Annotated in this window: 27 protein-coding genes; 11 read left to right on the plus strand and 16 right to left on the minus strand. The window is 71.7% G+C overall.

What is annotated here, in order from left to right:
* Positions 1 to 4 precede the first annotated feature (4 nt).
* Complete coding sequence (locus ACLJQZ_RS06935; protein WP_326956346.1) at positions 5 to 1,297, plus strand: aspartate aminotransferase family protein; 1,293 nt, start codon at positions 5 to 7, stop codon at positions 1,295 to 1,297.
* A gap of 163 nt (positions 1,298 to 1,460) precedes the next feature.
* Here ACLJQZ_RS06935 and ACLJQZ_RS06940 read toward each other — a convergent pair whose 3' ends face one another.
* The 4 genes from ACLJQZ_RS06940 to ACLJQZ_RS06955 all read right to left on the minus strand — a co-directional run bounded on the left by ACLJQZ_RS06940 (position 1,461) and on the right by ACLJQZ_RS06955 (position 4,644).
* Positions 1,461 to 2,366, minus strand: coding sequence for a haloalkane dehalogenase (locus ACLJQZ_RS06940; protein WP_410619246.1), 906 nt, complete (start codon positions 2,364 to 2,366; stop codon positions 1,461 to 1,463).
* A 71-nt stretch (positions 2,367 to 2,437) separates the two neighbouring features.
* A complete protein-coding gene (locus tag ACLJQZ_RS06945) occupies positions 2,438 to 2,890 on the minus strand; it encodes a DUF350 domain-containing protein (RefSeq protein WP_410619247.1) in 453 nt (150 codons plus the stop codon).
* Between the two features lie 44 nt (positions 2,891 to 2,934).
* The gene (locus tag ACLJQZ_RS06950; RefSeq protein WP_326945578.1) at positions 2,935 to 4,101 is read right to left on the minus strand and encodes a glutathionylspermidine synthase family protein; all 1,167 of its coding nucleotides are present in this window, start codon (positions 4,099 to 4,101) and stop codon (positions 2,935 to 2,937) included.
* Complete coding sequence (locus tag ACLJQZ_RS06955; protein ID WP_410619248.1) at positions 4,102 to 4,644, minus strand: hypothetical protein; 543 nt, start codon at positions 4,642 to 4,644, stop codon at positions 4,102 to 4,104. It abuts the gene before it with no gap.
* A gap of 154 nt (positions 4,645 to 4,798) precedes the next feature.
* Between ACLJQZ_RS06955 and ACLJQZ_RS06960 the strand changes: the two genes are divergently transcribed.
* From ACLJQZ_RS06960 to ACLJQZ_RS06970, 3 genes are all read left to right on the plus strand, one after another.
* Positions 4,799 to 5,857, plus strand: a complete 1,059-nt coding sequence (locus ACLJQZ_RS06960) for a septum formation family protein (protein WP_410619249.1) — start codon at positions 4,799 to 4,801, stop codon at positions 5,855 to 5,857.
* Positions 5,857 to 6,207 carry a metallopeptidase family protein gene (locus ACLJQZ_RS06965; protein WP_155548455.1) on the plus strand — a complete coding sequence of 117 codons (351 nt, stop codon included), beginning with the start codon at positions 5,857 to 5,859 and terminating at the stop codon, positions 6,205 to 6,207. Before ACLJQZ_RS06960 ends, ACLJQZ_RS06965 begins: the two co-directional genes overlap by 1 nt.
* A 108-nt stretch (positions 6,208 to 6,315) precedes the next feature.
* Positions 6,316 to 6,798 (plus strand): hypothetical protein, encoded by a 483-nt coding sequence (locus tag ACLJQZ_RS06970; protein WP_326945575.1) that lies wholly within the window; start codon positions 6,316 to 6,318, stop codon positions 6,796 to 6,798.
* Positions 6,799 to 6,856: 58 nt separating this feature from the next.
* On the opposite strand, the gene ACLJQZ_RS06975 is transcribed toward ACLJQZ_RS06970, so the two are convergent.
* The 3 genes from ACLJQZ_RS06975 to pheA form a co-directional block, all read right to left on the minus strand.
* Complete coding sequence (locus ACLJQZ_RS06975; RefSeq protein WP_410619250.1) at positions 6,857 to 7,498, minus strand: DUF4232 domain-containing protein; 642 nt, start codon at positions 7,496 to 7,498, stop codon at positions 6,857 to 6,859.
* 172 nt (positions 7,499 to 7,670) lie between these two features.
* Positions 7,671 to 8,288: a histidine phosphatase family protein gene (locus tag ACLJQZ_RS06980; protein ID WP_410619251.1), complete on the minus strand. Its 618-nt coding sequence runs from the start codon at positions 8,286 to 8,288 to the stop codon at positions 7,671 to 7,673.
* Positions 8,285 to 9,193, minus strand: a complete 909-nt coding sequence (pheA, locus tag ACLJQZ_RS06985) for a prephenate dehydratase (RefSeq protein ID WP_410619252.1) — start codon at positions 9,191 to 9,193, stop codon at positions 8,285 to 8,287. The genes ACLJQZ_RS06980 and pheA overlap by 4 nt, the downstream gene beginning before the upstream one ends.
* A 98-nt stretch (positions 9,194 to 9,291) precedes the next feature.
* Between pheA and ACLJQZ_RS06990 the strand changes: the two genes are divergently transcribed.
* The 3 genes from ACLJQZ_RS06990 (at position 9,292) to ACLJQZ_RS07000 (ending at position 11,315) form a co-directional block, all read left to right on the plus strand.
* Entirely contained in the window at positions 9,292 to 9,906 is a 615-nt protein-coding gene (locus tag ACLJQZ_RS06990) for a macro domain-containing protein (protein ID WP_328645649.1), read from the plus strand.
* A gap of 110 nt (positions 9,907 to 10,016) precedes the next feature.
* The gene (gene coaA, locus ACLJQZ_RS06995; protein WP_410619253.1) at positions 10,017 to 10,949 is read left to right on the plus strand and encodes a type I pantothenate kinase; all 933 of its coding nucleotides are present in this window, start codon (positions 10,017 to 10,019) and stop codon (positions 10,947 to 10,949) included.
* A 210-nt stretch (positions 10,950 to 11,159) separates the two neighbouring features.
* Complete coding sequence (locus ACLJQZ_RS07000; protein ID WP_247059869.1) at positions 11,160 to 11,315, plus strand: hypothetical protein; 156 nt, start codon at positions 11,160 to 11,162, stop codon at positions 11,313 to 11,315.
* Between the two features lies 1 nt (position 11,316).
* On the opposite strand, the gene ACLJQZ_RS07005 is transcribed toward ACLJQZ_RS07000, so the two are convergent.
* The 3 genes from ACLJQZ_RS07005 to ACLJQZ_RS07015 all read right to left on the minus strand — a co-directional run bounded on the left by ACLJQZ_RS07005 (position 11,317) and on the right by ACLJQZ_RS07015 (position 15,380).
* Positions 11,317 to 12,828: a hypothetical protein gene (locus tag ACLJQZ_RS07005; protein ID WP_410619254.1), complete on the minus strand. Its 1,512-nt coding sequence runs from the start codon at positions 12,826 to 12,828 to the stop codon at positions 11,317 to 11,319.
* Between the two features lie 190 nt (positions 12,829 to 13,018).
* Positions 13,019 to 14,359 carry a DUF6880 family protein gene (locus tag ACLJQZ_RS07010; RefSeq protein WP_410619255.1) on the minus strand — a complete coding sequence of 447 codons (1,341 nt, stop codon included), beginning with the start codon at positions 14,357 to 14,359 and terminating at the stop codon, positions 13,019 to 13,021.
* Between the two features lie 88 nt (positions 14,360 to 14,447).
* The gene (locus ACLJQZ_RS07015) at positions 14,448 to 15,380 is read right to left on the minus strand and encodes a nitrate- and nitrite sensing domain-containing protein (protein WP_410619256.1); all 933 of its coding nucleotides are present in this window, start codon (positions 15,378 to 15,380) and stop codon (positions 14,448 to 14,450) included.
* Positions 15,381 to 15,516: 136 nt separating this feature from the next.
* Between ACLJQZ_RS07015 and ACLJQZ_RS07020 the strand changes: the two genes are divergently transcribed.
* Entirely contained in the window at positions 15,517 to 15,840 is a 324-nt protein-coding gene (locus tag ACLJQZ_RS07020; RefSeq protein ID WP_410619257.1) for a nucleotide pyrophosphohydrolase, read from the plus strand.
* Here ACLJQZ_RS07020 and ACLJQZ_RS07025 read toward each other — a convergent pair.
* From ACLJQZ_RS07025 to ACLJQZ_RS07035, 3 genes are read right to left on the minus strand one after another with little or no spacing between them, the layout of a single operon-like run.
* On the minus strand, positions 15,837 to 16,175 hold the full coding sequence (locus ACLJQZ_RS07025) for a DUF3024 domain-containing protein (RefSeq protein ID WP_247059865.1): 339 nt from the start codon (positions 16,173 to 16,175) through the stop codon (positions 15,837 to 15,839). The two genes, ACLJQZ_RS07020 and ACLJQZ_RS07025, sit on opposite strands and share 4 nt — an antisense overlap.
* A 24-nt stretch (positions 16,176 to 16,199) precedes the next feature.
* Entirely contained in the window at positions 16,200 to 16,514 is a 315-nt protein-coding gene (locus ACLJQZ_RS07030) for a hypothetical protein (RefSeq protein WP_410619258.1), read from the minus strand.
* 29 nt (positions 16,515 to 16,543) lie between these two features.
* Complete coding sequence (locus tag ACLJQZ_RS07035) at positions 16,544 to 17,929, minus strand: exonuclease domain-containing protein (protein WP_410619259.1); 1,386 nt, start codon at positions 17,927 to 17,929, stop codon at positions 16,544 to 16,546.
* A 193-nt stretch (positions 17,930 to 18,122) separates the two neighbouring features.
* Here ACLJQZ_RS07035 and ACLJQZ_RS07040 point away from each other — a divergent pair, with 193 nt between their 5' ends.
* On the plus strand, positions 18,123 to 18,920 hold the full coding sequence (locus tag ACLJQZ_RS07040; protein WP_410619260.1) for an excalibur calcium-binding domain-containing protein: 798 nt from the start codon (positions 18,123 to 18,125) through the stop codon (positions 18,918 to 18,920).
* 14 nt (positions 18,921 to 18,934) lie between these two features.
* Complete coding sequence (locus tag ACLJQZ_RS07045) at positions 18,935 to 21,217, plus strand: helicase-associated domain-containing protein (RefSeq protein ID WP_410619261.1); 2,283 nt, start codon at positions 18,935 to 18,937, stop codon at positions 21,215 to 21,217.
* Here the strand turns inward: ACLJQZ_RS07045 and ACLJQZ_RS07050 are convergent.
* Complete coding sequence (locus tag ACLJQZ_RS07050) at positions 21,214 to 21,867, minus strand: class F sortase (RefSeq protein ID WP_410619262.1); 654 nt, start codon at positions 21,865 to 21,867, stop codon at positions 21,214 to 21,216. The genes ACLJQZ_RS07045 and ACLJQZ_RS07050 overlap by 4 nt on opposite strands.
* Positions 21,864 to 22,364, minus strand: coding sequence for an excalibur calcium-binding domain-containing protein (locus tag ACLJQZ_RS07055; protein WP_410619263.1), 501 nt, complete (start codon positions 22,362 to 22,364; stop codon positions 21,864 to 21,866). The genes ACLJQZ_RS07050 and ACLJQZ_RS07055 overlap by 4 nt, the downstream gene beginning before the upstream one ends.
* 302 nt (positions 22,365 to 22,666) lie before the next feature.
* On the opposite strand from ACLJQZ_RS07055, the gene ACLJQZ_RS07060 reads away from it, so the two are divergent.
* On the plus strand, positions 22,667 to 23,293 hold the full coding sequence (locus ACLJQZ_RS07060; protein WP_328446429.1) for a response regulator transcription factor: 627 nt from the start codon (positions 22,667 to 22,669) through the stop codon (positions 23,291 to 23,293).
* A 212-nt stretch (positions 23,294 to 23,505) separates the two neighbouring features.
* On the opposite strand, the gene ACLJQZ_RS07065 is transcribed toward ACLJQZ_RS07060, so the two are convergent.
* Positions 23,506 to 24,855 (minus strand): histidine kinase, encoded by a 1,350-nt coding sequence (locus ACLJQZ_RS07065; protein WP_410619554.1) that lies wholly within the window; start codon positions 24,853 to 24,855, stop codon positions 23,506 to 23,508.
* Positions 24,856 to 24,905 lie beyond the last annotated feature (50 nt).

A 24,905-nucleotide genomic window follows, 5' to 3' on the forward strand; every position in this document is an offset into this window, starting at 1 on the left:
CCCGATGACCGACGAGCTGCTCGCCCGCCACCGCGCTGTGATGCCGTCCTGGATGTCGCTGCTCTACGAGGAGCCGATCGAGATCGTGCACGCGCACGACCGGCGGATGACCGACTCGCAGGGCCGCACCTACCTCGACTTCTTCGCCGGCGTGCTGACGAACTCGATGGGCTACGACGTCGCCGAGATCGGCGACGCGGTCCGCAAGCAGCTCGACACCGGCATCCTGCACACCTCGACGCTGTACCTGATCCGCTCGCAGGTCGAGCTGGCCGAGCGGATCGCTTCGCTGTCCGGCATCCCGGACGCCAAGGTGTTCTTCACGAACTCCGGCAGCGAGGCGAACGACACCGCGCTGATGCTCGCGACGCAGTTCCGGCGCAGCAACCAGGTGCTGGCGATGCGGAACTCCTACCACGGCCGGTCCTTCGGGACGGTCGCGATCACCGGCAACCGCGGCTGGTCGGCGTCGGCGCTGAGCCCGGTCAAGGTCAACTACGTCCACGGCGGGTACCGCTACCGCAGCCCCTTCCGCGACCTGTCCGACGCGGCGTACATCGACGCCTGCGTCGCCGACCTGGTCGACGTCCTCGACACGGCGACGGCGGGCGACGTCGCCTGCCTGATCGCCGAGCCGATCCAGGGCGTCGGCGGCTTCAGCCTCCCGCCGGACGGCCTGTTCCGCGCCATGAAGGAAGTCCTCGACTCCTACGGCGTGCTGTTCATCTCGGACGAGGTCCAGACGGGCTGGGGCCGCACGGGCGAGCACTTCTGGGGCATCGACGCGCACGGCGTGACGCCGGACATGATGACCTTCGCGAAGGGCCTGGGAAATGGCCTCGCGGTCGGCGGCGTGGTCGCCCGCGGCGACGTGCTGGACTGTTTCCAGGCCCAGTCGTTCTCGACGTTCGGCGGCAACCCGGTCTCGATGGCCGGCGCGACGGCGGTGCTGGACTACATCAAGGACCACGACCTCCAGGCGAACTGCGCGGCGCGAGGCCGTCAGCTGCTCTCGGGGTTGCGGGCGGCTTCGTCGCCTCTGGTGGCGGAGGTCCGCGGCAAGGGCTTGATGATCGGCATCGAGCTGATCAAGCCGGGCACGACGGAGCCCTTCGTCGCCGCGGCGGCCCGGATGCTGGAGGAGACGAAGAAGCGCGGCCTGCTGATCGGCAAGGGCGGCCTGCACGGAAACGTCCTGAGGCTGGGCCCGCCGATGACGTTGACGGCGGAGGAAGCCCAGGAGGGCCTGGACATCCTGGTGGACGCACTGGCGGCCACCCAAGCGGCGCTCGCCTGAGCAGCCCCCGAATTCCAGCCTAGCGAGCACCCCCGACAACCCGGGGTCATGAAAAGCCGTGAAGGCCTCCTTACCGGCCATAAGAGCCGGTAAGGAGGCCTTCACGGCTTTCGGGCGAGCGGAACTGTCGGCCCGTCCCGGTAGCGTGGAAATCGGGGGCTGCTCAGCCCCGGATGAAGCGCACCACGTGCTCGGCCAGCTCCTCGCCCGCGTCTTCCTGCAGGAAATGGCCCGCCCCGGCGATGACCGGGTGCGTCAGCCCCTGCGCGCCCTTCAACGAGGCCTGCAGTACCGGGGCCAAGCCGCCCGTGATCGGGTCGCCGTCGGAGAAGGCCACCAGGAACGGCAGCTCCAGCTCGGTCAGGACCTGCCACGCGGCGCGGTTCGCCGCGGCTGCCGGGTTGTCCGGGCGGAACGGCACCAAGCCCGGCATCGCCCGCGGGGCGGCCTTGTACATCTCGTTCGGGAACGGCGCGTCGTACGCCGCGCGCACCTCGTTCGACAGGGGCGACTTGCAGCCCGACTGGACGAAGCGCGAGACGTCCAGCACCTGGGCCTTCTCGACGGCTTCGCGGAACGCGTGCCACACCGCCGGCATGTCGTGGTCGCCGGTCGGGAGGCCCGTGTTGGACGCCACGACGCGCGCGAACCGTGACGGGTGCTCCGCGACCAGGCGGAGGCCGATCAGGCCGCCCCAGTCCTGGCCGACGAGGGTGACGTCGTGCAGGTCGAGGGCGTCGAAAGCGAACCCGCGCATCCACTCGACGTGGCGGGCGTAGGTGTGGTCGACCATGTCGCCGGGCTTGTCGGACCGGCCGAAACCGACCAGGTCCGGCGCGATGGCGCGCAGCCCAGCGGCCGCCAGCACCGGCAGCATCTTGCGGTAGAGGTACGACCAGCTGGGCTCGCCGTGCAGCAGCAGCACCGGCGGGCCGTCCGCGGGGCCGGCCTCGACGTAACCCACTCTTATGACGCCGCCGCGCGGGTCGTCGAGCTCGACGTACCGCGGCTCGAAGGGGAAGTCGGGCAGGTCCGTGAACCGGTCGTCCGGTGTCCTCAGCAGGCGCACGAACTCCACGCTAGTGGGAACAAGAGAGCCGGGCCACGGACGTGGCCCGGCTCACCTGGATGCGGAGAAGTTCAGGAAATGCCGACCGCCACCACGAGGCCCAGCCCGATGTGCGCGGCCGCGACGACGATGCTGACCGGGGCGAACTTCTCGCTCTCGATGGTCGACGCGACGTCGATGCGGGTCGCCCACTCCAGCAGCCGGACGGCGATCACCTGGACGGCGATCCCGAGCAGGCCGTAGACCAGCGAGGTGATGAGGCCCTCGGTGAGGTCGCTCGCCGAGTTGAAGATCGCCACGACGACGATGAACGACATCGCGAGCAGCCCGGACGCGGTCACGATCACCGCGTTCGGCAGGCCCGCGTGCACCAGCTTCGACAGCTTGCCGGGCGTGGTCCAGTCGATGGCGTAGAAGCCGGCGAACATCAGCAGCAGGCCGATGACGCCGTAGAGCAGGATCGCGCCGATCCCCCGCACGAGGTCGGAGCCGAACGTGTCGGACAGCGCAAGGGTCGTGTTCACGAGTTGTCTCCCAGAGAAAAGAGCTGATCAGCAGCGGTGTTGTATCACGACTCGGGGATGCGATGTGGGACGAATGCGGCACCGTCGTCGGTGACCAGGCCGCCGGTCTCCCGGATGCCCAGCCCCGCGGAGCTGTCGCCGACGATCCACGCGCCGAGCGCCGGCCGGTAGCCGTCGAACTCGGGCAGCGGGTCGAACGCCTGGTAGACGAAGCCTTCGGCGCCGTAGACGCCGTCGGTCTGGGTCTCGTAGCCGGGGGCGACGATCTGGACGTTCGCGCCCTCACGGCCCAGTTTCGGCTTGCGCACGTACTCGGTGAGCAGGCCGGGGTCGTCGGCGAACGCGGGCAGCAGGTTCGGGTGGCCCGGGTAGTTCTCCCACAGGATCGCCAGCAGCGTCTTGTTGGAGAGGATCATCTTCCAGAGCGGCTCGACCCACAGCGTCCGCGGCAGCGACTCGACGGCGTTGCGGCCGAACTCCTCGTCGACCAGCCACTCCCACGGGTACAGCTTCAGCACGGTCGCCATCTGCTGCTCTTCGAGGTCGACGAACCGCTTGAGCACCGGGTCCCAGCCGACCTCCTCGATCGCCAGGCCCACGGTGTCCAGGCCGGCCTCGGCCGCCGTCTCCTGCAGGTACGCCGTAGTGACGTTGTCCTCACCGCTCGGGTCGGCCGCCGACCAGGTGAAGTGCAGCTCGTTCGACGGCAGCTTCTCCTGCAGCGACGACCACCGCTCGACGAGCTTCTCGTGGATCGAGTTCCACTGGTCGTCGTCCGGGAAGACGTCGGTCTTCCAGTGCCACTGCAGCAGCGACGCCTCCAGCAGCGTGGTCGGCGTGTCCGCGTTGTACTCGAGCAGCTTCGCGGGCGACCGGCCGTCGTAGCGCAGGTCGAACCGGCCGTAGACGTGCGGGTCCTGCCGCTTCCACGACTCGGCGATGTGCGGCCAGACCCACTCCGGGATGCCGAACCGCTGGTAGCCCTCGGTCGTCACGACGTTATCGACGGCTTCCAGGCACATCGAGTGCAGCAGTTCGACGTCGGCTTCGAGCGAGAGGACCTCGTCCATCTCGAAGACGTAGTGCACGGACTCGTCCCAGTACGGCCGCACGCGGCCGCTGCTGTCACGGGCCGGCGTGCCGTAGACGAGCCCCTGCTCCTCGACGATCCGCTGCCAGTCGCGCCGCGGCTCACGCCGGTCCCGGTACACCTAGGATCCCCCGCTCTTGCCGCTGCCGCCGGTGCTGCCGCTCTTGCCGCTGATGCCGAAGCCGCCGCGCTGGACGGACTTGCCCGACTTGGTGTTGACGTTGGTGCGCGACGACGGCGCGTCGAAGGAACCGCCGGACACGCGCTGCCCGATGGTGCCGGTGCCGCCGTAGTTGTACCGGTAGCTGTTGTAACCGCCCCCGCCGATCGGCAGGAACAGGAAGCCGCCACTGGAGTACCCGCCGTGGGTGGTGACGTAGTTCTCGTCGCAGTTGTCGTCGCCCTGGACGATGCCGTTCGAGTCGGTGCAGACGGCGGTGACGTCACCGGCCGGCTTCGCGACCGAGTAGAACGTCGCGACCAGGCCGACGAGCCCGACCGTGACGCCGCTGCCGATGAGGATCTTGCGCCGGGTGGCCGCCTTGGCGTCCGCCTGACGGGCCAGTTCCTCGTCGCGTTCTTCCTGGACGAGCGCCTGCTGGCGGGCTCGCTGTTCGGCGAGCGAAGGCTCGCGCCGTTGCGTACTGGAGTCCTGGAACCTCATGGAACCGCGCTTCGGCGGCTCCGGGGGCGGCTGGTCCCCAGTGTTGTTGTCCTGCGTCATATACGCTCCGTAATCACCGGCCACCACGAAACCGTGACCACCCTAACCACCCGGATCGCGCACGTCGCGCGCGACGCGGGCATCATGGACTGCGATGTCTCCCAGCGCCGATCGGTTCCCTACCGCCACGCAGACGCTGCGCACCCGCGTCGTGATGGGCGGGATCTTCGCGGGCGCGCTCATCGCGCTTGCCCTCAGTGTCGTCTTCTCTTGGAGCGACGGCATCGCAGGCGGGGCCGGCGGTGGGGCCGGCAAGCTGTCGGCCGCCGCCGAAGAGGCCTTCCACTCGCCCCCTGGCAGCTGCCTGACCTGGGACAACCCGGATGCGAGCGACGCGCGCAAGGTCGTCTGCACCCAGCCACATCTGTTCGAAGTGACCACGCTCGTCGACATCGGCGCCCAGTTCCCGGAGGGCGCGCCGACCCCGACGCTGGACCAGTGGCAGCAGATCGCGCAGCAGAAGTGCACCGCCGACGTGAAGCCGTACCTCGGGCACAACCTCGATCCGTACGGAAAGCTCACGACGAACCTGCTGCGCCCGACGGCGTCGCAGTGGGACGACGGCGACCGCCAGCTGCGCTGCGGCCTGCAGTGGGCCGGCCCCGGCGGCAAGCTGCTGCCGACCACCAGCCCGGCGAAGGAGCAGGACCAGTCGCTGGTCTTCGAGCCCGGCACCTGCCTCGGGCTGCTCGGCAAGGGCGTCGGCGACCCGGTCGAGTGCACGAAGCCGCACTCCTACGAGATCATCGCGACCCTCGACCTCAAGTCGAAGTTCAAGGACGGCTACCCGAAGCAGGACGACCAGAAGACCTGGCTCGACACCGAGTGCACCAAGTCGGCCGCGGACTACACCGGCGGTGCCGACCTCGACGCCAAGCACCTCATCCTGACCTGGGACCTGCGGGAGCAGGAGAGCTGGGACGCCGGGTCGAGCAAGGTCAACTGCAAGGTGGCGGCGAAGCTCCCCGACGGCAGCGGCCTGCAGGCCGTGACCGGCAGCATCAAGGCCGCCCCGGCGGGCACCGACGGCGGCCAGCCGGGTGACGGCCCGCCCGCCGACGGCCCGCCGTCCGACGGCGGTGGCGGCCCGCAGACGTCGAGCTCCGCGCCGCCGACCTCGAGCGCGCCGCCGACCTCGAAGCAGAACGGCTGATGCCCGTCGAGATGAGCCGGGAGCGGTTCGAGGAACTGGTCTCGGAGGCCCTGGACGAGGTACCCGCGGAGTTCGCGAAGGCGATGGACAACGTCGTCGTGCTCGTCGAGGAGTTCAACGACGAGGCGCCGGACATCCTCGGGCTCTACCACGGGATCGCGCTGACCGAGCGCACGTCCTCGTACGGCGGGGTGCTGCCCGACCGGATCTCGATCTACCGGCAGCCGATCCTGTCGATGTGCGAGGACGAGGACGAGGTCGTCGAGGAAGTCCTCATCACGGTCGTGCACGAGCTGGGCCACCACTTCGGCATCGACGACGCCCGCCTCCACGAGCTCGGCTGGGGCTGACCCGCACCGCTCGCCGGATGACGAATCGGCCTCAGCCGGGGCGCTTCCGCACCAGGATCCGTAAATGTGAGCTGGAATGTCTCATCACCCAGGTGGTGGGAGGCTGATATGCGCACCGTGGACCCCGGGACCGGCACCGACGCCGGTCCCGACTACGAAGAGATTTCGGCCGAGCCCGGCGAGGTCGCGGCCCCCGCGCCGCCGTCTCGCCGGTTGCTGGTGCTCTGTGCCGTGGCCGGGTTCGTGCTGGGCGGCGGCGTGCTCGGCCTGCTCTGGGGGCTGTCCGGGGTGCACGCCGGGGCGCTGGACGACGCCCTCGCGGCGTGCCAGGCGCTCGACCGCGTCGGCGACCTGCCCGACACGAGCCGCGACACGCAGCCGGCGCTGACACCCGGGCTTACGCCCGAACGGCTCCACCGGGTCACCGCCGCCCGCGAGCTCTCCGCGGCGGCCGCCCAGGTCAACGAGAACTACCAGCCGCTGGCCGACCACATCGACGGGGTCAGCCGGATGGTGCTGAGCCTGCACTTCAACGACATCTCCGGCCAGCGGCACCTGGTCCAGGCGCGGGAGATCTGCGCGCGAATCTGAACCGCCGGGCGAAGCCCGTCCGTTGAGGGCGGTGGCGGGGCGGGGCCTGGGTAAAGCCTCAGGACGGGTGGACCGTCTTCACCGCGAGCTGGTTGCCCGGGATCTTCGTGCTCGCGCAGCCGGTGCCCGGGGCCGGCACGAAGTTCGACGCCGTCTCCTGCGGCAGGTAGATCCGCAGGCCCTTGACCTCGGTCGGCTGGCAGGTGGCGGAGTCGAAGTTCCGCACGTTGACGAACTGGATGTCGGCGGCCGCGCTCTGGCCCGGGTTCAGCTTGACCGCGTTGCCCTTGGTGCCCTCGCGGAAGGCGTCCTTGCCGACCTGGTGCCCGTCGGTCCCGCCCACGTAGGAGACCCCGGGGAAGCCCTGGATCTCGCACGGCTTGCCGCTGGCGTTGGTGATGACCAGCGACCGGTACAGCGAGCCGGCGCCGGCGTCACCCTGGCCGAGCGCGAGCTTGACGTCCCCGGACTTGCAGAGGCCGTTGTCCACGGGCGCGGCGGTCGGCGACGTGGCCGGTGCCGGGGCGCTGGTGCTCGGCGTCGCCGTGGAGGCCGTCGAGGAGGTGGCGGACTCGGACGTCGAGGGTGTCGAGCTGCTCGCCGCCGGCGTCGTCCCGCCGCTGCCGCAAGCGGAAAGCGCGAGGACGCCCGCCGACGCCGCGACGACCGGGAACAACCGTGAAAGCCTCGTGCGAACCATGTCACTCGCCTCCCTGGTACTGGGTGCTACTAGTGGGTAGACGCACGGGCCCCCCACCAGGTTGTTTCCGCCCCGTGAATCACTCACGAACCCTATGCGGATCTTGTCCGAAGTACCCGGCGGTGACCTGCGCCAACCCGCCGAACTCACCCAGGCGTGTCAGGGCGGGATGTCAGAGTGGCGTGTCGACCCAGGTGAGGCAGAACCACTGCGCGTCCGGCCGCGCCTGCAGCTCGACGATGCCCGTGTTCGGGATCAGGGCCGCGTTGGCGACGTCGGCGTGGACGTTGGGTGCCAGCCACTCGGCGCCGAGGCGGATCGCGCCACCGTGGCTGACCAGGGCGACGACGCCGTCCGGGTCGGCCTGCTCGTGCTTGGCGCGCAGCCGGCCCACGGCGTCGAGCATCCGGGTGCGGACGCTCGTGCCGTTCTCGCCGCCCGGCAGCGCCGGTTCGAGCTCGCCGAGCGTCCACTTCTTCACGGTGTCCATGTAGGTCCGGATCGACGCGTGGTCGGTGGCGCCTTCCAGATCGCCGGCGACGACCTCGTGCACGCCGTCGACGACCTGCACGTCCAGCCCGAACTGCTTGGCCAGCGGCGCGGCGGTCTGCTGGGCGCGGGTCGCCCGCGACGCGTACACCGCGACCAGCGGTTCCGCCGCGAGCCGGCCCGCGAGCGCCGAGGCCTGCGACTGCCCCAGCTCGGTCAGCGGCGGCCCGGGCAGGGCGGTGTCCAGCGCGCCGCGGACGTTCCCGTCGGTCTGGCCGTGGCGGATGAGCAGCAGCCTCACGCCAGGTCCCCCTTGCGAACGGCGTCGGCCCACCCGGCCGCGTCGACGAAGTCGTCGTTGCCGAAGCCGGGCTCGAGCGTGGTCCGGGTCCCGTCGGCCCGTGGGTGCGAGCCGAGGAACCGCAGGTTGCGGCAGTGCCGGCGCAGCGCCGTGAGCGCGTCGAGGATCCGCGGCTCGGCCACGTGGCCCTCGAAGTCGATGAAGAAGCGGTACTCGCCGAAGTTGCTGCGCGTCGGCCGGGCGTCGAGGCGGGTCAGGTTGATCCCGCGGTCGGCCAGCGCGGTGAGCAGCTCGGCCAGCGTGCCGGTGCGGTTCACGGCCGCGGCCACCACCGACGTCCGGTCGGCGCCGGTCGGCTCGGGCAGGTCGCCCGGCGGGCGGACCAGCAGGAACCGGGTCGCCGCGTCGGTGACGTCGGCGACCTCGGTGGCCAGCACCTCGAGGTCGTAGTGCTCGACCGCGACGGGCGCGCAGACCGCGGCGTCGAAGTCGCCCTGGAGCACGCCGACCGCGGCCGCCGCCGTCGAGGACGCCGCCACCGGCTTCGCGTCCGGCAGGTTCGCCTCCAGCCAGTCGCGGACCTGGGCGAGCGCGTGCGGGTGGCTGGCGACGGTCCGGATCTCCCGGTCACCCGGCCGGGTGAGCACGCTGAAGTGGACCGGCAGGATCGCTTCGGCGACCGCGACCAGCGGCGTCGACTCGCTGAGCGCGTCGAGGGTCGTGGGCACCACGCCTTCGACGGAGTTCTCGATGGGGACGCACGCGGCGTCCGCCTCGCCCGTGCGGACGGCCGTCATCGCCAGCCGGACGGTCTCGACGGGAATCAGTTCCTCGCCGCCGGCGAGGACCCGCGCGGCCTGCTCGGTGAAGGTCCCCTGGGGGCCGAAGTATGCGATCCGTGACACAACACCCAGGTTACGGGGCCCGGGCGTGGCCACATTCACTCGGACAGCCGGTACGTGACCCGGTTACGCCGGGTGGCATTTTTTGCGATGCTGGACGGGTGACCGCCGACTCGGGCACGCACGCCGGCCACGAGGGCGCCCACCCGCCGGTTTCCCCTCGGTCCCCGGAGCTGGTGCTGTGCGCCGTCGATGAACCGCTCGCCACCGCCTGGACCACCGCCACCCGCTCGCTGGGCGGCCGGATCCGGGTGCACCGCGGGTCGGTGCTCGACGTCCTCGCCCAGGCCGTGGTCAGCCCGGCCAACTCCTACGGCCGGATGCGCGGCGGCATCGACGCCGTCTACGCGCGGGCGTTCCCCGGCGTGGAGCAGTCCGTCCGCAGCGCCGTGCTGGCGTTTCACGGCGGTGAGCTGCCGATCGGCGAGGCCGTGATCGTGCCGACGGGCGAGGCCGAGCCGGCCTGGTTGATCAGCGCGCCGACCATGCGGGAGCCCGGCGAGGTGCTGCCCGCCGACACCGTGCACCCCTACCTGGCGGCGCGCGCGGTGTTCCTCAAGTGGCGGGACGGCGTGCTCGACGACGGCCCGGTGCGCGAAGCCGTCGAGACGATCGCGATGCCCGGGCTCGGCACCGGCATCGGCGGTGTGGACCCCGCGACGTGCGCGCGTCAGGTCGCCGCCGCGTGGGACGACGTCTTCCGTCACTCCAGGTGAGCGCCACCCGGTGGGGTGGACATCACAGCGCGTTCGGCGGCCGCAAGCCCTACCGTTGATGGACGCAGGTGAACGTCCGCCAGTGCAGGCGACGGCCGGAGGAGTATGCGATGACCCGGGTCCGCGAACTCAGCCCCTATGTCGAGCTGCACCGGGAACAGTGGAAAGAACTGCGAAGTTCGACGCCGTTGCCGTTGACGGCGGAAGAGCTGCTGCGCCTGCGCGGCCTCGGTGAGCAGGTCGACCTGGCCGAGGTGGCCGACGTCTACCTCCCGCTGTCCCGCCTGATCAACCTGCAGGTCGCCGCGCGCCAGCGGCTCTACGAAGCGACCACGACGTTCCTCGGTGACGACTCCCGCGGCACGAAGGTCCCGTACGTCATCGGCATCGCCGGGAGCGTCGCGGTCGGCAAGTCGACCACCGCCCGCGTCCTGCGCACGCTGCTCGCCCGCTGGCCGGACCACCCCCGCGTCGACCTCGTCACCACCGACGGCTTCCTCTACCCGGGCGCCGAGCTGCAGCGCCGCGGGATCATGCACCGCAAGGGCTTCCCGGAGAGCTACGACCGCCGCGCGCTGCTGCGGTTCGTCACCGAGGTCAAGTCGGGCGCCGAGCGCGTCGCCGCGCCGGTGTACTCGCACCTCGCCTACGACATCCTGCCCGGCGAGGAACAGGTCGTGCGGCGGCCGGACATCCTCATCCTCGAAGGCCTGAACGTGCTGCAGCCCGGCCCGCGGCTCACGGTGTCGGACCTGTTCGACTTCTCGATCTACGTCGACGCGCACACCGACGACATCCAGCGCTGGTACGTCGAGCGGTTCCTGAAGCTGCGGCACACGGCGTTCGCGGACCCGGCGTCGCACTTCCACCACTTCGCCGACCTGCCCGACGACGAGGCCCGCGCCGAGGCGCGGCACCTGTGGCACTCCATCAACGAGCCCAACCTGATGGAGAACATCAAGCCGACCCGCCCCCGGGCGACGCTGGTGCTGCGCAAGGACGCCGACCACACCATCAACCGGGTGCGGCTCCGCAAACTCTGACACTGTTACCCCGGCCGTTCACCCACATGTCGTCTTTTCCACTGTGGGCGAACGGCCGAGCACGCGTGGTGGCTCTCAGCTCCCGTTTCCCGGCCGATCGGCCGAGGTGACCCGCGCAGCCGTAACCGGTTGGCCGATACCGGCAACCGGTTCCGAAAGCGACCCTGAAGGAGTCAGGAAAACGGCTCTGAGCTGGGGAGGAGGCCCGCGATGTTCACGATGATCCTCACGTGGGTCGGTGCGGTGCTCGGTCTGGCCCTGCTGATCGCGATGGCCGCCGGGGCGTTCGTCGTCGACTTCGACGACAAGCTCCAGGAGCGGCACCACCGCACCAAGCCCGTCGAACCGGCGGGCCCCCTCCCCTGATTCAGCCCAGCTCGGCCAGGGCCTCCAGGTAACCGTCGGCGTCGTACTCGAGCTCTTCCGATTCGAGCAGGGTGCCCGCCAGCGCGTCGATCAGCCGGTCGAAGATCTCGACGCGGTCGAGCTCGCCCTCCCGCAGGCGCTGCACGGCCTGCCAGGCTTCGACGGGCTCGTCCTCCCACAGCTGGTCGACGACGGTCGCGCGCAGTACCAGGCGCTCTTCTTCCTCGTCCTCGTCCGCCTCGGCGATGACGAGCGCCCGCCGCTGCTCGGGGTCGCCGGGGTCGAGGTCGACCTCCTCGTCGCCGATCTCCGCCGTCAGCGACGGCACGGCGAACATCCGGCGTTCCAGCGCGTCGGCCAGCTCGGACGGCGACAGGTCACCGACGTCGCCGAAGTAGCGCTCGAGCGGGGAGTCGTCCTCGTCGTTGTACTCGCCCAGGTACTCGGCGACGGCCTCTTCGAGCGCCGCCGTCGCGGTCTCGGTCAGGCCGTCCCGCCCGGCCGCCCACTGCGCCCAGGCCAGCACCACCGGCTCGACGGCTTCCTCGTGCTCGGCGTCGAGCTCGTACTCCTCGCCCAGCAGGCCCTCGAGGAACCGCGCGAGCTTCTCCGGGCCGACGCGCAGCGGGTTCGCCGGGTCGGTGCGCAGGCCGTGCTCCAGCAGCAGGCCGCCGATCGCGCGCGCCGAACCGGCCTCTTCGCCGCTCGCCACGACGAACTGCTCGACGACTGCGGCCCGCTCGGTGCCGGACCACTCGGCCACCTCGGGCACGAGCGACGGCTCCGGCAGCGCGCGGCACCAGGTGAGCGCGACGGCGTGGAAGCGCGCGTAGTCCTCGCTGACGTCGGCCTCGTCGAGGTGGTCGGTCGTGTCGAGGCCGTCGGCGATCATGCGGTGCGCGTCGGCGGGGTCGACCGCTTCCAGCACGACCAGCTCGGGGTCGGCCTCGGCCTGTTCCCGCATCTCCTTGAGGACCTCGCCGGGCTGGTCGATCACGACGAGGTCGCGCACCCGGCCGCCCTCGGTGAAGTCCAGCAGCGCGAGCAGGCCGTGCACCTGGTCGCCGTGGCCGAACACGATCAGCAGGGACGACTCGTCGCCGTAGACGTCGCCGGTGCGCCAGCACTCGCCCGCGGTGACGCGGCCCAGCCCGCCGGCCCACGGCGGGGCGGGGATGCCGCGGCCGAGGACGGTCTCCAGGCCGGCGTCGGCGGCCTTGCGCTCGACGTCGGTCTCCGCCACGACGGCCAGCGCGGCCAGCAGCGCGGCCGCGCCCGGCGTGATCTTGCGCTGCGCGAAGGCGATCAGCTCCAGGCCGAGCGGCTCCTCGCCGTCTTCGAGCGGGACGTCGTGGAACTGGCCGAGCACCTCGGAGGCGAGCAGTTCGACGTCCACCGGCGCCGGGTCGGCGCCCATCGCCGAAAAGTCGTTCAGGACGTCCTTGAACAGACCGGTCACGCTGTGCGTGACGGGTTGGGGGGCCTTCTTGCGGGCGCGACTCACCGGGCTCATGGACTCATGTTTTCATGCACGCTCGGCGAGCAGGTCGCGGTGGCCCTGGCGCGGGTCCCACCGGCCGCTCGACGGGGAGGCGCCGAGCCGGACAGCGGAACAGGGCCACCGCGACATCACTGGCCAGAAGCGGTGTGACCGCCTTGGCGGGCTCGATGCCGGCGATGCACGTGCAAACCGGTTCAGCCGGTCAACGAGCCGCGCGCGGCGAGGTTACGGCTTTCGGCAGGGCGATGCGCGCGGTGCGGATTTCCGTGATCAGCCGCGTTTTCCGCTTGTGGGTTTCCACCAGCGTGCCGAGGTAAGCGGTGAATTCGTCCGGGGTCCCGGCGCGTTTGTGCAAGGTGCGCAACAGCTTCAGCCGGCGCGCGGCCTCCTGGTAGGACTGCGGGTCCTTGCGCTCGATGAGCTCGTCGACCGCCGCGCGGAACACCGGGATCGTCTCGGCCGGGTGCTCGGCCGAGCGCAGCTCGGCCAGGTCGAGCCTGACCTGCGGCGATGCCTCGAACCGGACGCAGGCGCGCCAGGCCTCGTCGGCCCGGCCGTCCTCGAGCAGGACGCGCGCCAGCTCGTCGGCGCGCTCGACGCCGTCGGCGGCCAGCTCGCGCAGGCGGGCCAGCGCGGCCTGGCGCTGGACCGGCCACTTCCCCGCGTCGATCGCGGCTTCGCGCAGCGCGGCGTAGGTCTCGCGGCCGGGCCGCTCGTCGAACTCCTTGCGGCGCCGCGAAACGTCGTCGTCCTCTTCGGGCTCTCGGGGTGGCGGCGGCTGGAGGTGCTTGTGCGGCGTGAGCGCGCGAGCGGCGTGCGCGATGGCCTCGCTGTGCCGGCCCGCGGCCCGCAGCACGCGCACGATCTTGAGGCTGACGTCGACGCGCGGCGGCTTGGCCGACAGGATCGCGACCAGCCCGTCGACGTCGCCGAGCACCTCGGCCAGCTGCTCCCGCAGGCGCTCGGCGACGTCGCGCCGGTGGCCGGGTCCGCTCGCGGCCAGCACGTCGTCCACAGTGGACTTGATCCGGCGGAGGCCGGGCTCGCCCAGCGCCGTCGCGAACTCGGCGAGGTCGATCACCGGGCGGCCGGGGCCGTCGAACTCGACCTCGAGGATCCAGTCGGCCAGCTTCTCCGGGTCCGGCGGCCGGGCGGTGCACGCGCGGGCGTAGATCTCGACGGCCCGGTCCAGCCGGTCGCCGAGGTCGCCGGGGTGGTCGCCGGCCTGCTCGTACATCGCGCTGATGTCGTCGACCGTGCGGCGGGCCAGCGGCGCGAGGTCGGCGCGGCTGCCGGCGTCGAGCATCCGCCGCAGGGTGTCGAGGACCGCGCCGACTTTCGCGGTGTACTCGACGTTCCCGTCGGACACCGCGGTGTCCAGGAGCCGGTGCGCCTCGCTGACGTCACCGGATTGGGTCGCAGCGCGCAGTTCGAGTGAATGGCGTAGCTCAGGGTCACGCTCGGCTTGGGCGTGCAGGAGGTCCGCCAGCGTCTCCGCGTCCAAAGTGCGCAGGTAGGGGCGAAGATCCGAGGGGGGACTCACGCGCACCAGTCTGCCCCACGGTGACAAGGCGGCGTGTGGGCCAACCGCGTGCTCTTTTCGGAGTAGCCGATGACGTTCGGTGAGCGCCTCATCGGCGTCGCAGGTCTTCGAACACGGCTTTCATCGGCCACGGCTCGGGTTCCCGCGGCGCTCGTGACCGTGTGTGCCGGGGCCGCGGGATCGCCGTGTGGGCCGCCGGGTGGATCGTCGGCACCATGATCGGCACGACCGGCACCGGCACCCGCGCCACCAGCCGCCGGACGACGAGCAGCAAGAGCACGGCGCCGAGCAGGATCCCGGTGCTCGCCGCGAGCGCGCCGGCGAGGGTCCGGCGGCCGTCGTCGAGGGTCAGCTGCACGGCGTACTGGCTCTGCCGGGTGTAGAGCTGACCGAGCTGCAGCGAGACGGTGTAGGCGGCGCCGCGCCACGTGGATTCGGGGATGGGCAACGGTTCGGCGGCCGCGAGCGCGTCTTCGGCGGCGGCCAGCCTGCTCCAGTCGGCGCTGCGGGTGACGGCCTCGTAGGCCTCCCGGCCGGTCTCGGTGAGCTGCCCGGAGACCTGCGCCAGCTCGGCCCGGTAGGCGGCGACGGCCGAGACGAACGACCGCCGCGTCACGTTGTCGAGCCCCACCAGCGCGAGGGAATCGGCGCGGTACATGCCTTCCGCCACGGAGAGCAGCTGGATCGCGGTGGTCTGCTGGTACCCGGATTCCGCGTCCGGCGCGCGGCGCGCGTAGTCGCGGAGCCCGGCGATCGCGGTGTCGATCCGCTGGGTGAAAATCGCGTACGCCGAGGACCGGTGGTCGGGTGTCCCCATGGCGGCCGCCCGCTGGGCCTGCAAGGAGACCACGGCCCGAGCCGTCCGATCGGCCGCGGCGGCCGTGTCCATCGCCTGCTCGCGCGTCCGGACCGCTTGGTGGACCAGGAAACCCGCGATCACCAAAGCGACGACGACGAGAGCTGACCCGGGGATGAACGCGATGCCCAGCATGCGTCCACGCACGGATCGCAGGTACTTCAAGTACGTTCCCTTCCCAGCACCTGGCCCCGCAACCATCCCGACGGTGGTCAACCTATTGAGTGAGAGATTCACCGGTCAACGCCAGTCCGCCATACGGCCGTTAGCGGTCCGTGACCGCCCGAGGACAATCGCCCCGGTGACCTTCGACGACGTGACCCAGCGCCTCCGCGACTTCGCGGCCGCCCGCTCCTGGGAGCCGTTCCACACCCCGAAGAACCTGGCGATGGCCCTGTCGGGCGAGGTGGGCGAGCTGACCTCGCTGTTCCAGTGGCTGACGCCGGAGGAATCCGACGCGTGGCGCGCGGATCCCGCGCTGGAGAAGAACGTCCTGGACGAGATCGCCGACGTCACGCTGTACCTGCTCCAGCTGGCGGACCGCCTGGGCGTCGACCTCGCGGAGGCGGCGCACGCGAAGATCGACCGCAACGAGCTGCGCTTCCCCCCGCCCTCGCCGAGCTAACCCCAGAAGATCCCATCGGGATTGCGATCGATCTCGGCCAGCAACGGCGGCGGCGTACTGGCGACCGGCGCGTCCGGGTAGGTCAGCCACTTGCCGTTGCGATCGGCCCAGCGCACCGACCAGATCCCGTGCTCGTCGAGACGCAGCTGCGCGATCTTCTGTTCGGTCCACTCAGGCCCGGCTTCCGGCGACCAGGGCGCGCGGCACTCCAGGATCGTGACCGTCCGGCCCCGGGTCCGGCACTCGACCCGGACCTGGTCCAGGACCCGCTCGGGGACCCGCTGAGCGCACCACCGTTCGATCTGCCGCAGGGCCAGTTCCGGAATCGCCGCCATGGACACAGTGAACCCGATCCCGCCTCAGAGCACGGCGACGACCTCGTCGTAGGTCCGACCGGGAGCACACCCATCGGTCCGCACGACGACACAGCCGGGCCGCAACGGGAGGTAGGCCGCGAGCTGGTCGTGGATCCGCGCCACGACCGCGGTCCCACCCCGCCCCTGGACGACGTCGTCGACGCCACTGTTCGTCCCGCTCGCCACCCGCGCGGCGAACCGCTCCAGCACGACAGGCTTTTCGGCGGTCAGCAGGATTTCCCGGTACTCGCCGCCCGCCCGCAGCTCGGCGTACCGCTGCGCGATCGTCGACTTCCAGATCCCGGACGGCCCGTTCAACCGAACCAGTCTCGGCACCGGACCGAGGGCTACCGAGTCTCCGGCTCCGCGAGCCACCAGCCGCCGAGCAGCGCCCCGACGCCCAGCACAGCCAGCACGATCCCACCGGCCAACGCCTCGCCGCCGAACATCGCGATGACGACGATGAACATCAGCAGCAGCCCGACGCCCATCAGGACCCGCCCGCCGACCCGCTTTCCCTGGACCGCCACGATCGGACGCGCCACCGGCGGCGGCTCGAACCCGAGCGCGACCGGCGCTTCCCGGACGCCGAGCACGACGACGCCCAGTTCACCGGCTCGTCCCAGCCGGGGCTCGTTCGACGCGACGGTCGTGTCCGCCACCAGGTGCGTGACGCTCCCGGTCAGCTTCTTCGCCAGCTGGACGCCTTCCGCGAGCACGCGGGCCCGCAGCTGGTCGGCCGCGGCCGTCGTGCCGAGTACGAGCACCCGCGTCGGCTTCCCGGCCGCCGTGGGCCGCAGGTCGCGGACGGCTTCCGCGACCCCGAGCGCCGTCGCGACCTGACGCAGTTCGCGTGCCTCCGCCGCGGTCACCACGCCGTCCCCTTCCGCGACCGCCCGCAACGCCGTCACGAACCGCTCGTGCGTCGCGCGCACGCTCTCGCTGTCCCAGCCCGCTTCGTCCGCCAGCGCGGCCAAGGCCGACACCTCGGGCGGCGACAGGTGCTGGTCGGCGACGACGCCGGCGAGCAGGTCCAGGTACGCGTCCTCGCCGGTCCGAGCGGCGACGACCCGCTCGACGGCTTCGGCCATCCAGCCCGGCTCGGCCGCCGGGACGTCTTCCCGTGGCCGCAACGGGCCCGCGGCGAACGCCGGCAGCGTGGGCAGCACCGGCCGCGCCGCGAAGGTGAAGCCGTGCCGTCCGAACAGGCCGGTCGCCAGCTGCGCGACGGTCCGCGCGCCGCTCAACGCGGACGGCCCGGGCCGCGCCACCCCGAACGCGGGCGCCACCGTCGCGAGCCGGTAGTTGGGCAACCGGACGGCGGACCGCGCGGCCGTCAGCACGTCGACGCCCGGCAGCACCGGCACCCGGGAGCCGAGGCGCGCGGCCTCGCTGCCCAGGAACGCCGTGAGGAACGGCAGGTCGTGGGCCACGACGACGCTGCCGCGGCACAGATTGAGCAGTGACCCCAGCACGGCGCCGAACGACGGCGCGGCGTCCAGCTCTTCCCGCGTGATGCCGTGCAGGACGACCGGGCCGGGCGGCACGCCGGGCCCCGGGTTCACCAATGTCGTCAGCTCGCCGGCGAGCACGCCGTCGGCGCGGACCCGCACCGCGGCCAGCTCGACCACGCGCCCGGGGCGCAGGCCGGTCGTCCGGATCTCGAGGGCGGTGAAGTCGATGCCCTGCGCGGGGTAGCCGCCGGCCCCGAGCAGCGGGAGGGATTCGATCACGTCCCCCAGGTCGCTCGACCGCGCGCCGTCGTGACGGTTTTTCGCGACGAAAAGGGTGTTCGTGACGCGATCGTGACGGTTACATTCCGCCGGATAACGACTGGTGGTCGATCACGGTCCCCGGCGTAACAACGGCGGGAGATTTCCCGAGTACACCGTCGGCACGTCGCGTCGAAGAGCAAGGAAATCCGTCATGAAGCGCCTACCGAATTGGCTGAAGATCGTCCTGGCCGCTTTCGGCGTCCTGTTCGTGCTCGGCGCCGTCTTCGGGAAGGCGCCCGAGCCGAAGCTCACGGCCGCCGCACCGACGACCACGGCTCCCACCAGCACGACCAGCGCGACGCCGACCCCGACACCGGTCGCCGTGACGTACACGGTCGAGACCGTGACGGACGGCGCGAACGTCGTGGTGAACGGCAGCGACGGCACCCGGAGAACGGTGCGCGTGCTCGGCGTCGTCGCCCCCGCCACCACCGTCGGCTGTTACGCGGCGGAATCGCTGGCCTGGGCCGCCACGACCCTTTCCGGGAAAACCGTCCAGCTCGGCGCGGAAACCGCCGACGGCATCGCCGTGACGCTGGCCGGCGGGCAGGATTACGCGACACTGGCGCTCCAAAACGGCTATCTCAAGTACGCGACGAGTGCCGCGTCGCCGGCCCTGGCGGCGGCCGAAAACGCGGCGCACCAGGCCGTCAGCGGACTGTGGGCGGCGCCGTGCAACGGCACCATCGACGTCCCGGCGCCGACCCCCACACCGAGCCCGACGCCGATCCCGCAGCCGCCGGCCCCGGTGACCACCAAGGCGGCCCCGAAGCCGCCGCCCGCGCCGGTGACCACCGAGGACGCCCCGGCGCCGGAGCAGGATTCCGCCGCGTACTACAAGAACTGCACCGCCGCCAAGGCCGCCGGCGCCGCACCGCTGTACCGCGGTGAGCCCGGCTACCGGGCCGCACTCGACCGTGACGGCGACGGCGTGGCCTGCGAACGGTGATCTAGCCTGGGCCGATGACCACCGCCGACGGATTGCTCGGGCGGCTCGCGGGGCTCGACCGGGAGCGCCTGGCGACGGTGCTGGCCCACCGGCCGGACGTGCTCGGGGAGCCGTGGCCGCGGCGGCTGGACGTCGTCGCCGTTCGGCTCGGCACCGCCGCCTCCCTGAACGAGGCCCTGCTCGGGTTGCCGACGCCGCACGCGCAGGTCGTGCGCGCCCTGCAGCTCTGCCACGCGCTGGGCACCGGACCCGCGTCGATCGACGACGTCGCGCGGCTGCTCGGCACCGGGCCCGCCGTCGCCGAGTCCTTTGTGGACGAACTGGCGGACCGGGCGCTGGTCTGGCGCGAGCCCGGCGGCGTCACGCTGCCGGAGCTGCTGCACCGGACGAACTTCCAGGCGGACGGCCTCGGCGAACCGGCCGCGCACCTGCTCGGCGAGCTCGGCACGACGCGGCTCGCGCAGCTGTCGCGGGCCGTCGGACTGCCGGGCGACGTGCGGCGAACCGAGCTGCTGCGCGGTCTCGTCGGGTTCTTCCGGGACGCCGACGGCCTGCGCGAGCTGGCCGGCACCGCGCCCGAGCCCGTTCGGAAACTGTTGCGGGACATGGCCGACGGCGTTCCCGAGATCAACGCCGTGACGCCGCTGCCGGGCACGCCGGAGGCCTGGGCGTTCGAGCGCGGCTTTCTGTTCGGGACGTACTACGGCAGCGCCGCCATGCCCGTCGAGGTGTCGCTGGCCCTGCGCGGCCCGGACCACCCCCTGCCGTTCACGCCGGTGGAGCCCGAAGCCCCCGTCGTCCACATCGGAGCCGAGTCGGCCGAAGCCGCGTCGTCGGCGGCCGCGTTGCGGCTGCTCGACCGCGTCTCGGCGGTGCTCGAGCTCGCCGCCGCCGAGCCGTTTCCGCTGCTCAAGGACGGCACGATCGGGTCGCGGCTGGTCAAGAAGGTGGCCAAGGAGGTCCGCGCGACGCCCGCGGAGATCGAGCTGGCCATCGACCTCGCCGTGCAGACCGGGCTGCTGCTGGCCGAGGAGCCCAACCCGCCGCGCCGGGGCCAGAAGGCGCCGCCGCCCACGCTCGAACCGGATCCCGACGTCGTCCGCCCCGGCCCGGCGCTGCTCCACCGCCTGCTGCTGACGACCTGGTGGGAACCCGCGCCGCCGGCGGAAGGCCCGGGCCACGGCGCGCAGGTGCGACGGCTGGTCGTGCGGTTGCTGGCCCGGCTGGCACCCGGCACCGGGATCACCGACGTCGACGCGCTGACGCGGCTCGCCGAGTGGCACGCGCCGATGCTGGCGGCCGAGGACTTCGCCGGCCACGTGCGGGAGGCCCTCGCCGAGGGCGAGCTGCTCGGCGCCATCGCGCACGGTGCCGTCACCAAGGCCGGGCGCGCGCTGCTCGACCCGGGCCAGCTCGTGGCCGTCACCGAAGAACTGGTGGCCCACGCCCGCACGACGGCGTTGTTCGGCACCGACCTGACCGCGATCGTGCCCGGCTCCCCCGACGCCCGCCTCGCCGCGCAGCTGGACCGCGCCGCCGATCGCGAAACCCAGGGCACGGCGACGAGCTGGCGGTTCTCGCCGTCGACCGTCCGGCGGGCCTTCGACCAGGGCGCGACGGCGGCCGAGCTGCTCGGCGAGCTGGGGGCGATCGCCGGCGGCGAGCTGCCGCAACCGTTGGTGTACCTGGTCAACGACGTCGCGCGGCGCCACGGCGAGGCGCAGGTGTTCGACGTCGCGAGCGTCGTCACCGGCGAACCCGCGGTGCTCGCCGAGATCGCCGCGCACCGCAAGCTCGTGAAACTCGGCCTGCGCTCGGTGGCCCCGACGGTGTTGACGTCCACAATGGACGCCTCGCGCACGCTCGAGGCGTTGCGCGACACCGGTTACGCTCCGACGCACCACGCCGCCGACGGGAGCATCGTGCTGCCGGCGCGGGAGCAGGGCGAGCCGAAGGTCGCCATCCGCGATCCCGAGGCCGCCGACCGGAAACCCGACCCGCTGGACCACGCGGACCGGCTGCTGGCGGCCCCGCCGAGCGGCCCGGGCCTGCTGCGCGGGCAGCTCGCGCGGGCGATGAGCGACCGCTACGCGGGGCGGCTCACGCCGAAGCAGCAACAACTCTGCTGGCAGCTCGAAGCCGGCATCCCGGTGGACGTCGTCTACCGCGCGGACGGCGCCGAGCCCGCGCGGCTCGTCATCGCGTACCCGGAGCTGGACGACGACGTCCTCGACGTCTGGTCCCTCCACGATCGCGCCTACCGCCGGCTCGAGCTGGCGCGGATCGACCTGGCTTAAGCCTCGACGGCGGTGAGCTTCGCGAAGGCCACGACGTTGTCGAGGTAGTTCCCGCTCGACCGGTCGAACGCGCCGCCGCAGGTGATGAGCCGCAGCTCGGGCTCGGTCGTGTCGCCGTAGACCTCGTCCGTCGGGAAGCCGGCCTTGGCGTAGCTGTCGACGCGGTAGACGGTGAAAACCGCCGTCCGGCCGTCGGTGCGGCCCACCCGCACCAGCTCGCCGGAGCGCAGGTCCTTCAGCTTGCTGAACGCGCCGGGCACGTGCTTGTAGTCGACGTGCGCGGCCAGCACCGCCGGCCCGACCTCGCCGGGCGACGGCGCCCCGGTGAACCAGCCGACGGTCGTCGCGTCGGGCGGGACCTGCAGCTCACCGCCGGGCGTGAGCCCGAGATCGGCGATCGACCCGGCGCGCACCCCGATCGCCGGGATGCTCAGCGACGCCGGTTTCGCCGCCGGGAGCCCGCCGTGCGGTGGGGTGGTCGTGGTGCCGGCGCTCCCCGCGGCGCTCGTGTAGGGCGGCGACGGCGGCGGCGCGACCTCGTCCGTCGCCGGTGAGGAGAAGGCCAGGACGAGTGCCACGACCACGACCACGCCGAGCGCGGCGGCCACCGCCGCGATCGCCGGCCACAGCGGTGGGTGCGGCCGCCTCAACTCGCGCGCCGGCGCAGGTAGAGCACCATCCCGCCGGACGTCGCCGCGGCCAGCAGCGCACCGCTGAGCAGGAGGAACCCGGGGGTGCCTTCGTCGGGCTCGCCGCCGCCGGTGGCCACGCCGCCGACCGGCTTGACCTTGACCTGGCCGCCCGTCGTGGCCTTCTTGGTGGTCGTCGACTTCGGGGTGGTGTGGGTCTTCGTCGAGGTCGACGGCTGTGCCGAGGTGGGCACGGGCTTGGTGGTGTTCTGCACCGGGCGGTGCGGCAGGGACTCGCAGGCCTTGCCGTCGTTGTCGTCGCCGTCCAGGCCGTTGGGGTCCGACGGGTCCTGGTTGTAGACGGCCTGCGCGTCTTCCTGGTACTGGAAGTCCGAACAGTTCTTGTCGCCGACCGCGAGCGGTGTCGCGAGCTGCGCGGAGGCGAGGGAGACGGAGCCGAGGAGAGCGAGCCCGGCGACGGCTGCGGCCGTCGTCAGGGCCCGACGAAATAAGGACAACGGAAGTCCTTCCGGGGAAGAATCGGAGTCGACCACGGCTCTGGCGCCGTGATGTGTGGTTAATATCGCGGCCGCGTCGAGGCCGTTACGGACATTTCCGAAATTCGTGCGGTCGTCAGGAAACGCCAGCGCCCAACCAAAATCCGGGCGCCTCGTGATTCTTCGCCGGATTGATGATCGAATCGCGTTGACCAGCGTTTTCGTCCGCCCGGAAATTCGTTGTAATACGTACCGGTCGGAATGTCGGACGATCTCCGTCACCTCTTCGAGCGAATTGGCCGTCCACCCCGTAACCTGGGGGTATGCCGATCCAGGTACTGCTCGTCGACGACCACGAACTGGTCCGCCGCGGGCTCCGCGACCTCCTCGGCGACGAGCCCGACATCGAGGTCGTCGCCGAAGCGGGCAGCGTCGAAGAGGCGCTGGCGGTCGCGATGCACGTCGAGCCGGAGGTCGCGGTGGTCGACGTCCGCCTCGGCGACGGCGACGGCATCACGCTCTGCCGCGAGCTGCGGTCGAAACCGAACCCGCCGGCGTGCCTGATGCTCACGGCGTTCGACGACGAAGAGGCGATGGTCGGCGCGATCATGGCCGGCGCGGCGGGCTACCTGCTGAAACAGGTGCGCGGGCAGGACGTGGTGACCGCGGTCCGCGAGGTCGCGGCCGGCCGGTCGCTGCTGGACCCGGTGAGCACCGCGCGGGTGCTGGACAAGATGCGCCACCCGCCGACGGACGAGCTGGCCGCGCTGACCGAGCGCGAGCGGGACGTGCTCGAGCTGATCGGTCAGGGCCTGTCGAACCGGGAGATCGCGGAGCGGCTCTTCCTCGCCGAGAAGACGGTCAAGAACTACGTCACGTCGGTGCTGGCGAAGCTCGGCATGCAGCGCCGCACGCAGGCCGCCGCCTGGGTCGCACGCCGGGAGAAGTAACCCGCCGCGGCCGGACTGTCCGCAAGCCGCCGTTCGCTGCGTACTTTTCACGGTCGTGTCACCGTGCGCCACGTCAAGCGGGGTTTGTGGACTCCGGATTCACTCGAACGTGAGTCGAATATATGTTCGAGAATTCGATAAGATCCTTCCTGAGGACGTGGGAAGGAGGCTTGGATGACCCGAGAAGGGTGAGGCCGAGTCGGTTGTGCTCGTCAATCGAGTGGCAGGTCGAACGCGACCAGGGTGCCGAGGCTGGGCGAGGAGTTCAGGAAGAACTTCCCGCCCGCGGCGTCCGCGCGTTCGGCGAGGTGGCGCAGGCCACGGGTGGCGACACCTTGGGGGACGCCGGAACCGTTGTCCCGGACGCGGAGTTTCACTCCGTGCGAGTCCCGGGCCAGGGTGACGCGGGTTTCGCTCGCGCCGGAGTGTCTGACCACATTGGACAGTGCTTCACGCAGGGCGGCCCGGATGTGGTCGGCCCGTTCGGCGGGGACGTCGGCGAACTCACCGGACAGCTCCAGGGTCGGCGGGTAGCCGAGCAGCTCCCCCGCGATACGGACCTCGCCGCGCGCCGATTCGGCAAGATCGGCAGGCGTGCCGGTGTCGTGGCGAGGTTCTGCGGACCGCAGCGCGCGCACCGTCCCGCGGATCTCCTCGATGGTCTGGTCCAGCTGGTCGATCGCGTCGGACAGGCGAGCACCGTCGGCCTGGGCGAACCGCTTGCGCATGTTGCGCCGCACCCGGTCGAGCTGCATCCCGGCGCCGTAGAGCCGTTGGACGATGACGTCGTGGAGCTCGCGAGCGATCCGCTCCCGCTCCTCGTACAGCGCGACGCGATGGCGAGCATTGGCGCCCTCGGCGAGCGCGAGCACCACCCCGGCTTGCGCGGCGAAGGCGACGAGCATTTCGACGGTCCCCGCGGAGAAGGGCTCACGCCCCTGCTTCCGGTAGACGGTGAGCGCGCCGAGAACCCGCCCCCCGGACCCAAAGGGAGCGGCGGCAAAAGGCCCATAGCCGTGAAGCTCGGCCGGGACGTAGGGCGCGGTCCGCGGATCGACGGTGAAGTCATCGCTGGCGATGGGCTCGCCACCCCGGGCCACCCGCCCGGCCGCGGAGTCGGCGGAAAGCGAAAGCCCACGGAGCGACTCACCGACGACTGGAGCGGCGTCGCCACTGTCGCCGGCCGATGCCGGTTCGCTGCCGCGCGCGCCTGGCGCCGCGACGGTGTCGGAGGCCGAGGTTTCCGGCTTGCCCGCACCCTCAACCGGGGAATCACCCTCCGACTCGGTCCCGGAAGCGTCGGGGGCCGCAACGACATCGCTGGCTTCCGAACGCGTCGCCGCGGCGATCTCGCTCGGGTGCGGTGTGGCGTAGTGCGCGGCTTCGACGACGACGCGGCCGTCGTCGGCGCTGACCATGGCCAGGCCGAGGTCGGCGTCGGCGAGTTCGGCGGCGCGGGCGACGACCGTGTCCAGCACCGCGCCCGGGTCGTCGCCGGACAGGGCGGTGCTGGTGATCTCGGTGGCGGCGGACAGTGCCCGCGCGGCAAGCGTCGGATCCATGAGTTCCGTCATTATCGCGCGGCGTGGCGGCGGCGCGGCAAGGACACAGC

The organism is Amycolatopsis sp. cmx-8-4 (assembly GCF_046548675.1).
In the GTDB taxonomy this organism is placed as follows: Bacteria; Actinomycetota; Actinomycetes; order Mycobacteriales; family Pseudonocardiaceae; genus Amycolatopsis.

Coding starts and splice junctions, on each gene's coding strand:
- ACLJQZ_RS06935 (WP_326956346.1), top strand. CDS start 5: ATGACCGACGAGCTGCTCGCCCGCCACCGCGCTGTGATGCCGTCCTGG.
- ACLJQZ_RS06955 (WP_410619248.1), bottom strand. CDS start 4,644: ATGAGGTTCCAGGACTCCAGTACGCAACGGCGCGAGCCTTCGCTCGCC.
- ACLJQZ_RS06960 (WP_410619249.1), top strand. CDS start 4,799: ATGTCTCCCAGCGCCGATCGGTTCCCTACCGCCACGCAGACGCTGCGC.
- ACLJQZ_RS06965 (WP_155548455.1), top strand. CDS start 5,857: ATGCCCGTCGAGATGAGCCGGGAGCGGTTCGAGGAACTGGTCTCGGAG.
- ACLJQZ_RS06970 (WP_326945575.1), top strand. CDS start 6,316: ATGCGCACCGTGGACCCCGGGACCGGCACCGACGCCGGTCCCGACTAC.
- ACLJQZ_RS06975 (WP_410619250.1), bottom strand. CDS start 7,498: ATGGTTCGCACGAGGCTTTCACGGTTGTTCCCGGTCGTCGCGGCGTCG.
- coaA (WP_410619253.1), top strand. CDS start 10,017: ATGACCCGGGTCCGCGAACTCAGCCCCTATGTCGAGCTGCACCGGGAA.
- ACLJQZ_RS07000 (WP_247059869.1), top strand. CDS start 11,160: ATGTTCACGATGATCCTCACGTGGGTCGGTGCGGTGCTCGGTCTGGCC.
- ACLJQZ_RS07005 (WP_410619254.1), bottom strand. CDS start 12,828: ATGAGCCCGGTGAGTCGCGCCCGCAAGAAGGCCCCCCAACCCGTCACG.
- ACLJQZ_RS07025 (WP_247059865.1), bottom strand. CDS start 16,175: ATGGCGGCGATTCCGGAACTGGCCCTGCGGCAGATCGAACGGTGGTGC.
- ACLJQZ_RS07040 (WP_410619260.1), top strand. CDS start 18,123: ATGAAGCGCCTACCGAATTGGCTGAAGATCGTCCTGGCCGCTTTCGGC.
- ACLJQZ_RS07045 (WP_410619261.1), top strand. CDS start 18,935: ATGACCACCGCCGACGGATTGCTCGGGCGGCTCGCGGGGCTCGACCGG.
- ACLJQZ_RS07060 (WP_328446429.1), top strand. CDS start 22,667: ATGCCGATCCAGGTACTGCTCGTCGACGACCACGAACTGGTCCGCCGC.
- ACLJQZ_RS07065 (WP_410619554.1), bottom strand. CDS start 24,855: ATGGATCCGACGCTTGCCGCGCGGGCACTGTCCGCCGCCACCGAGATC.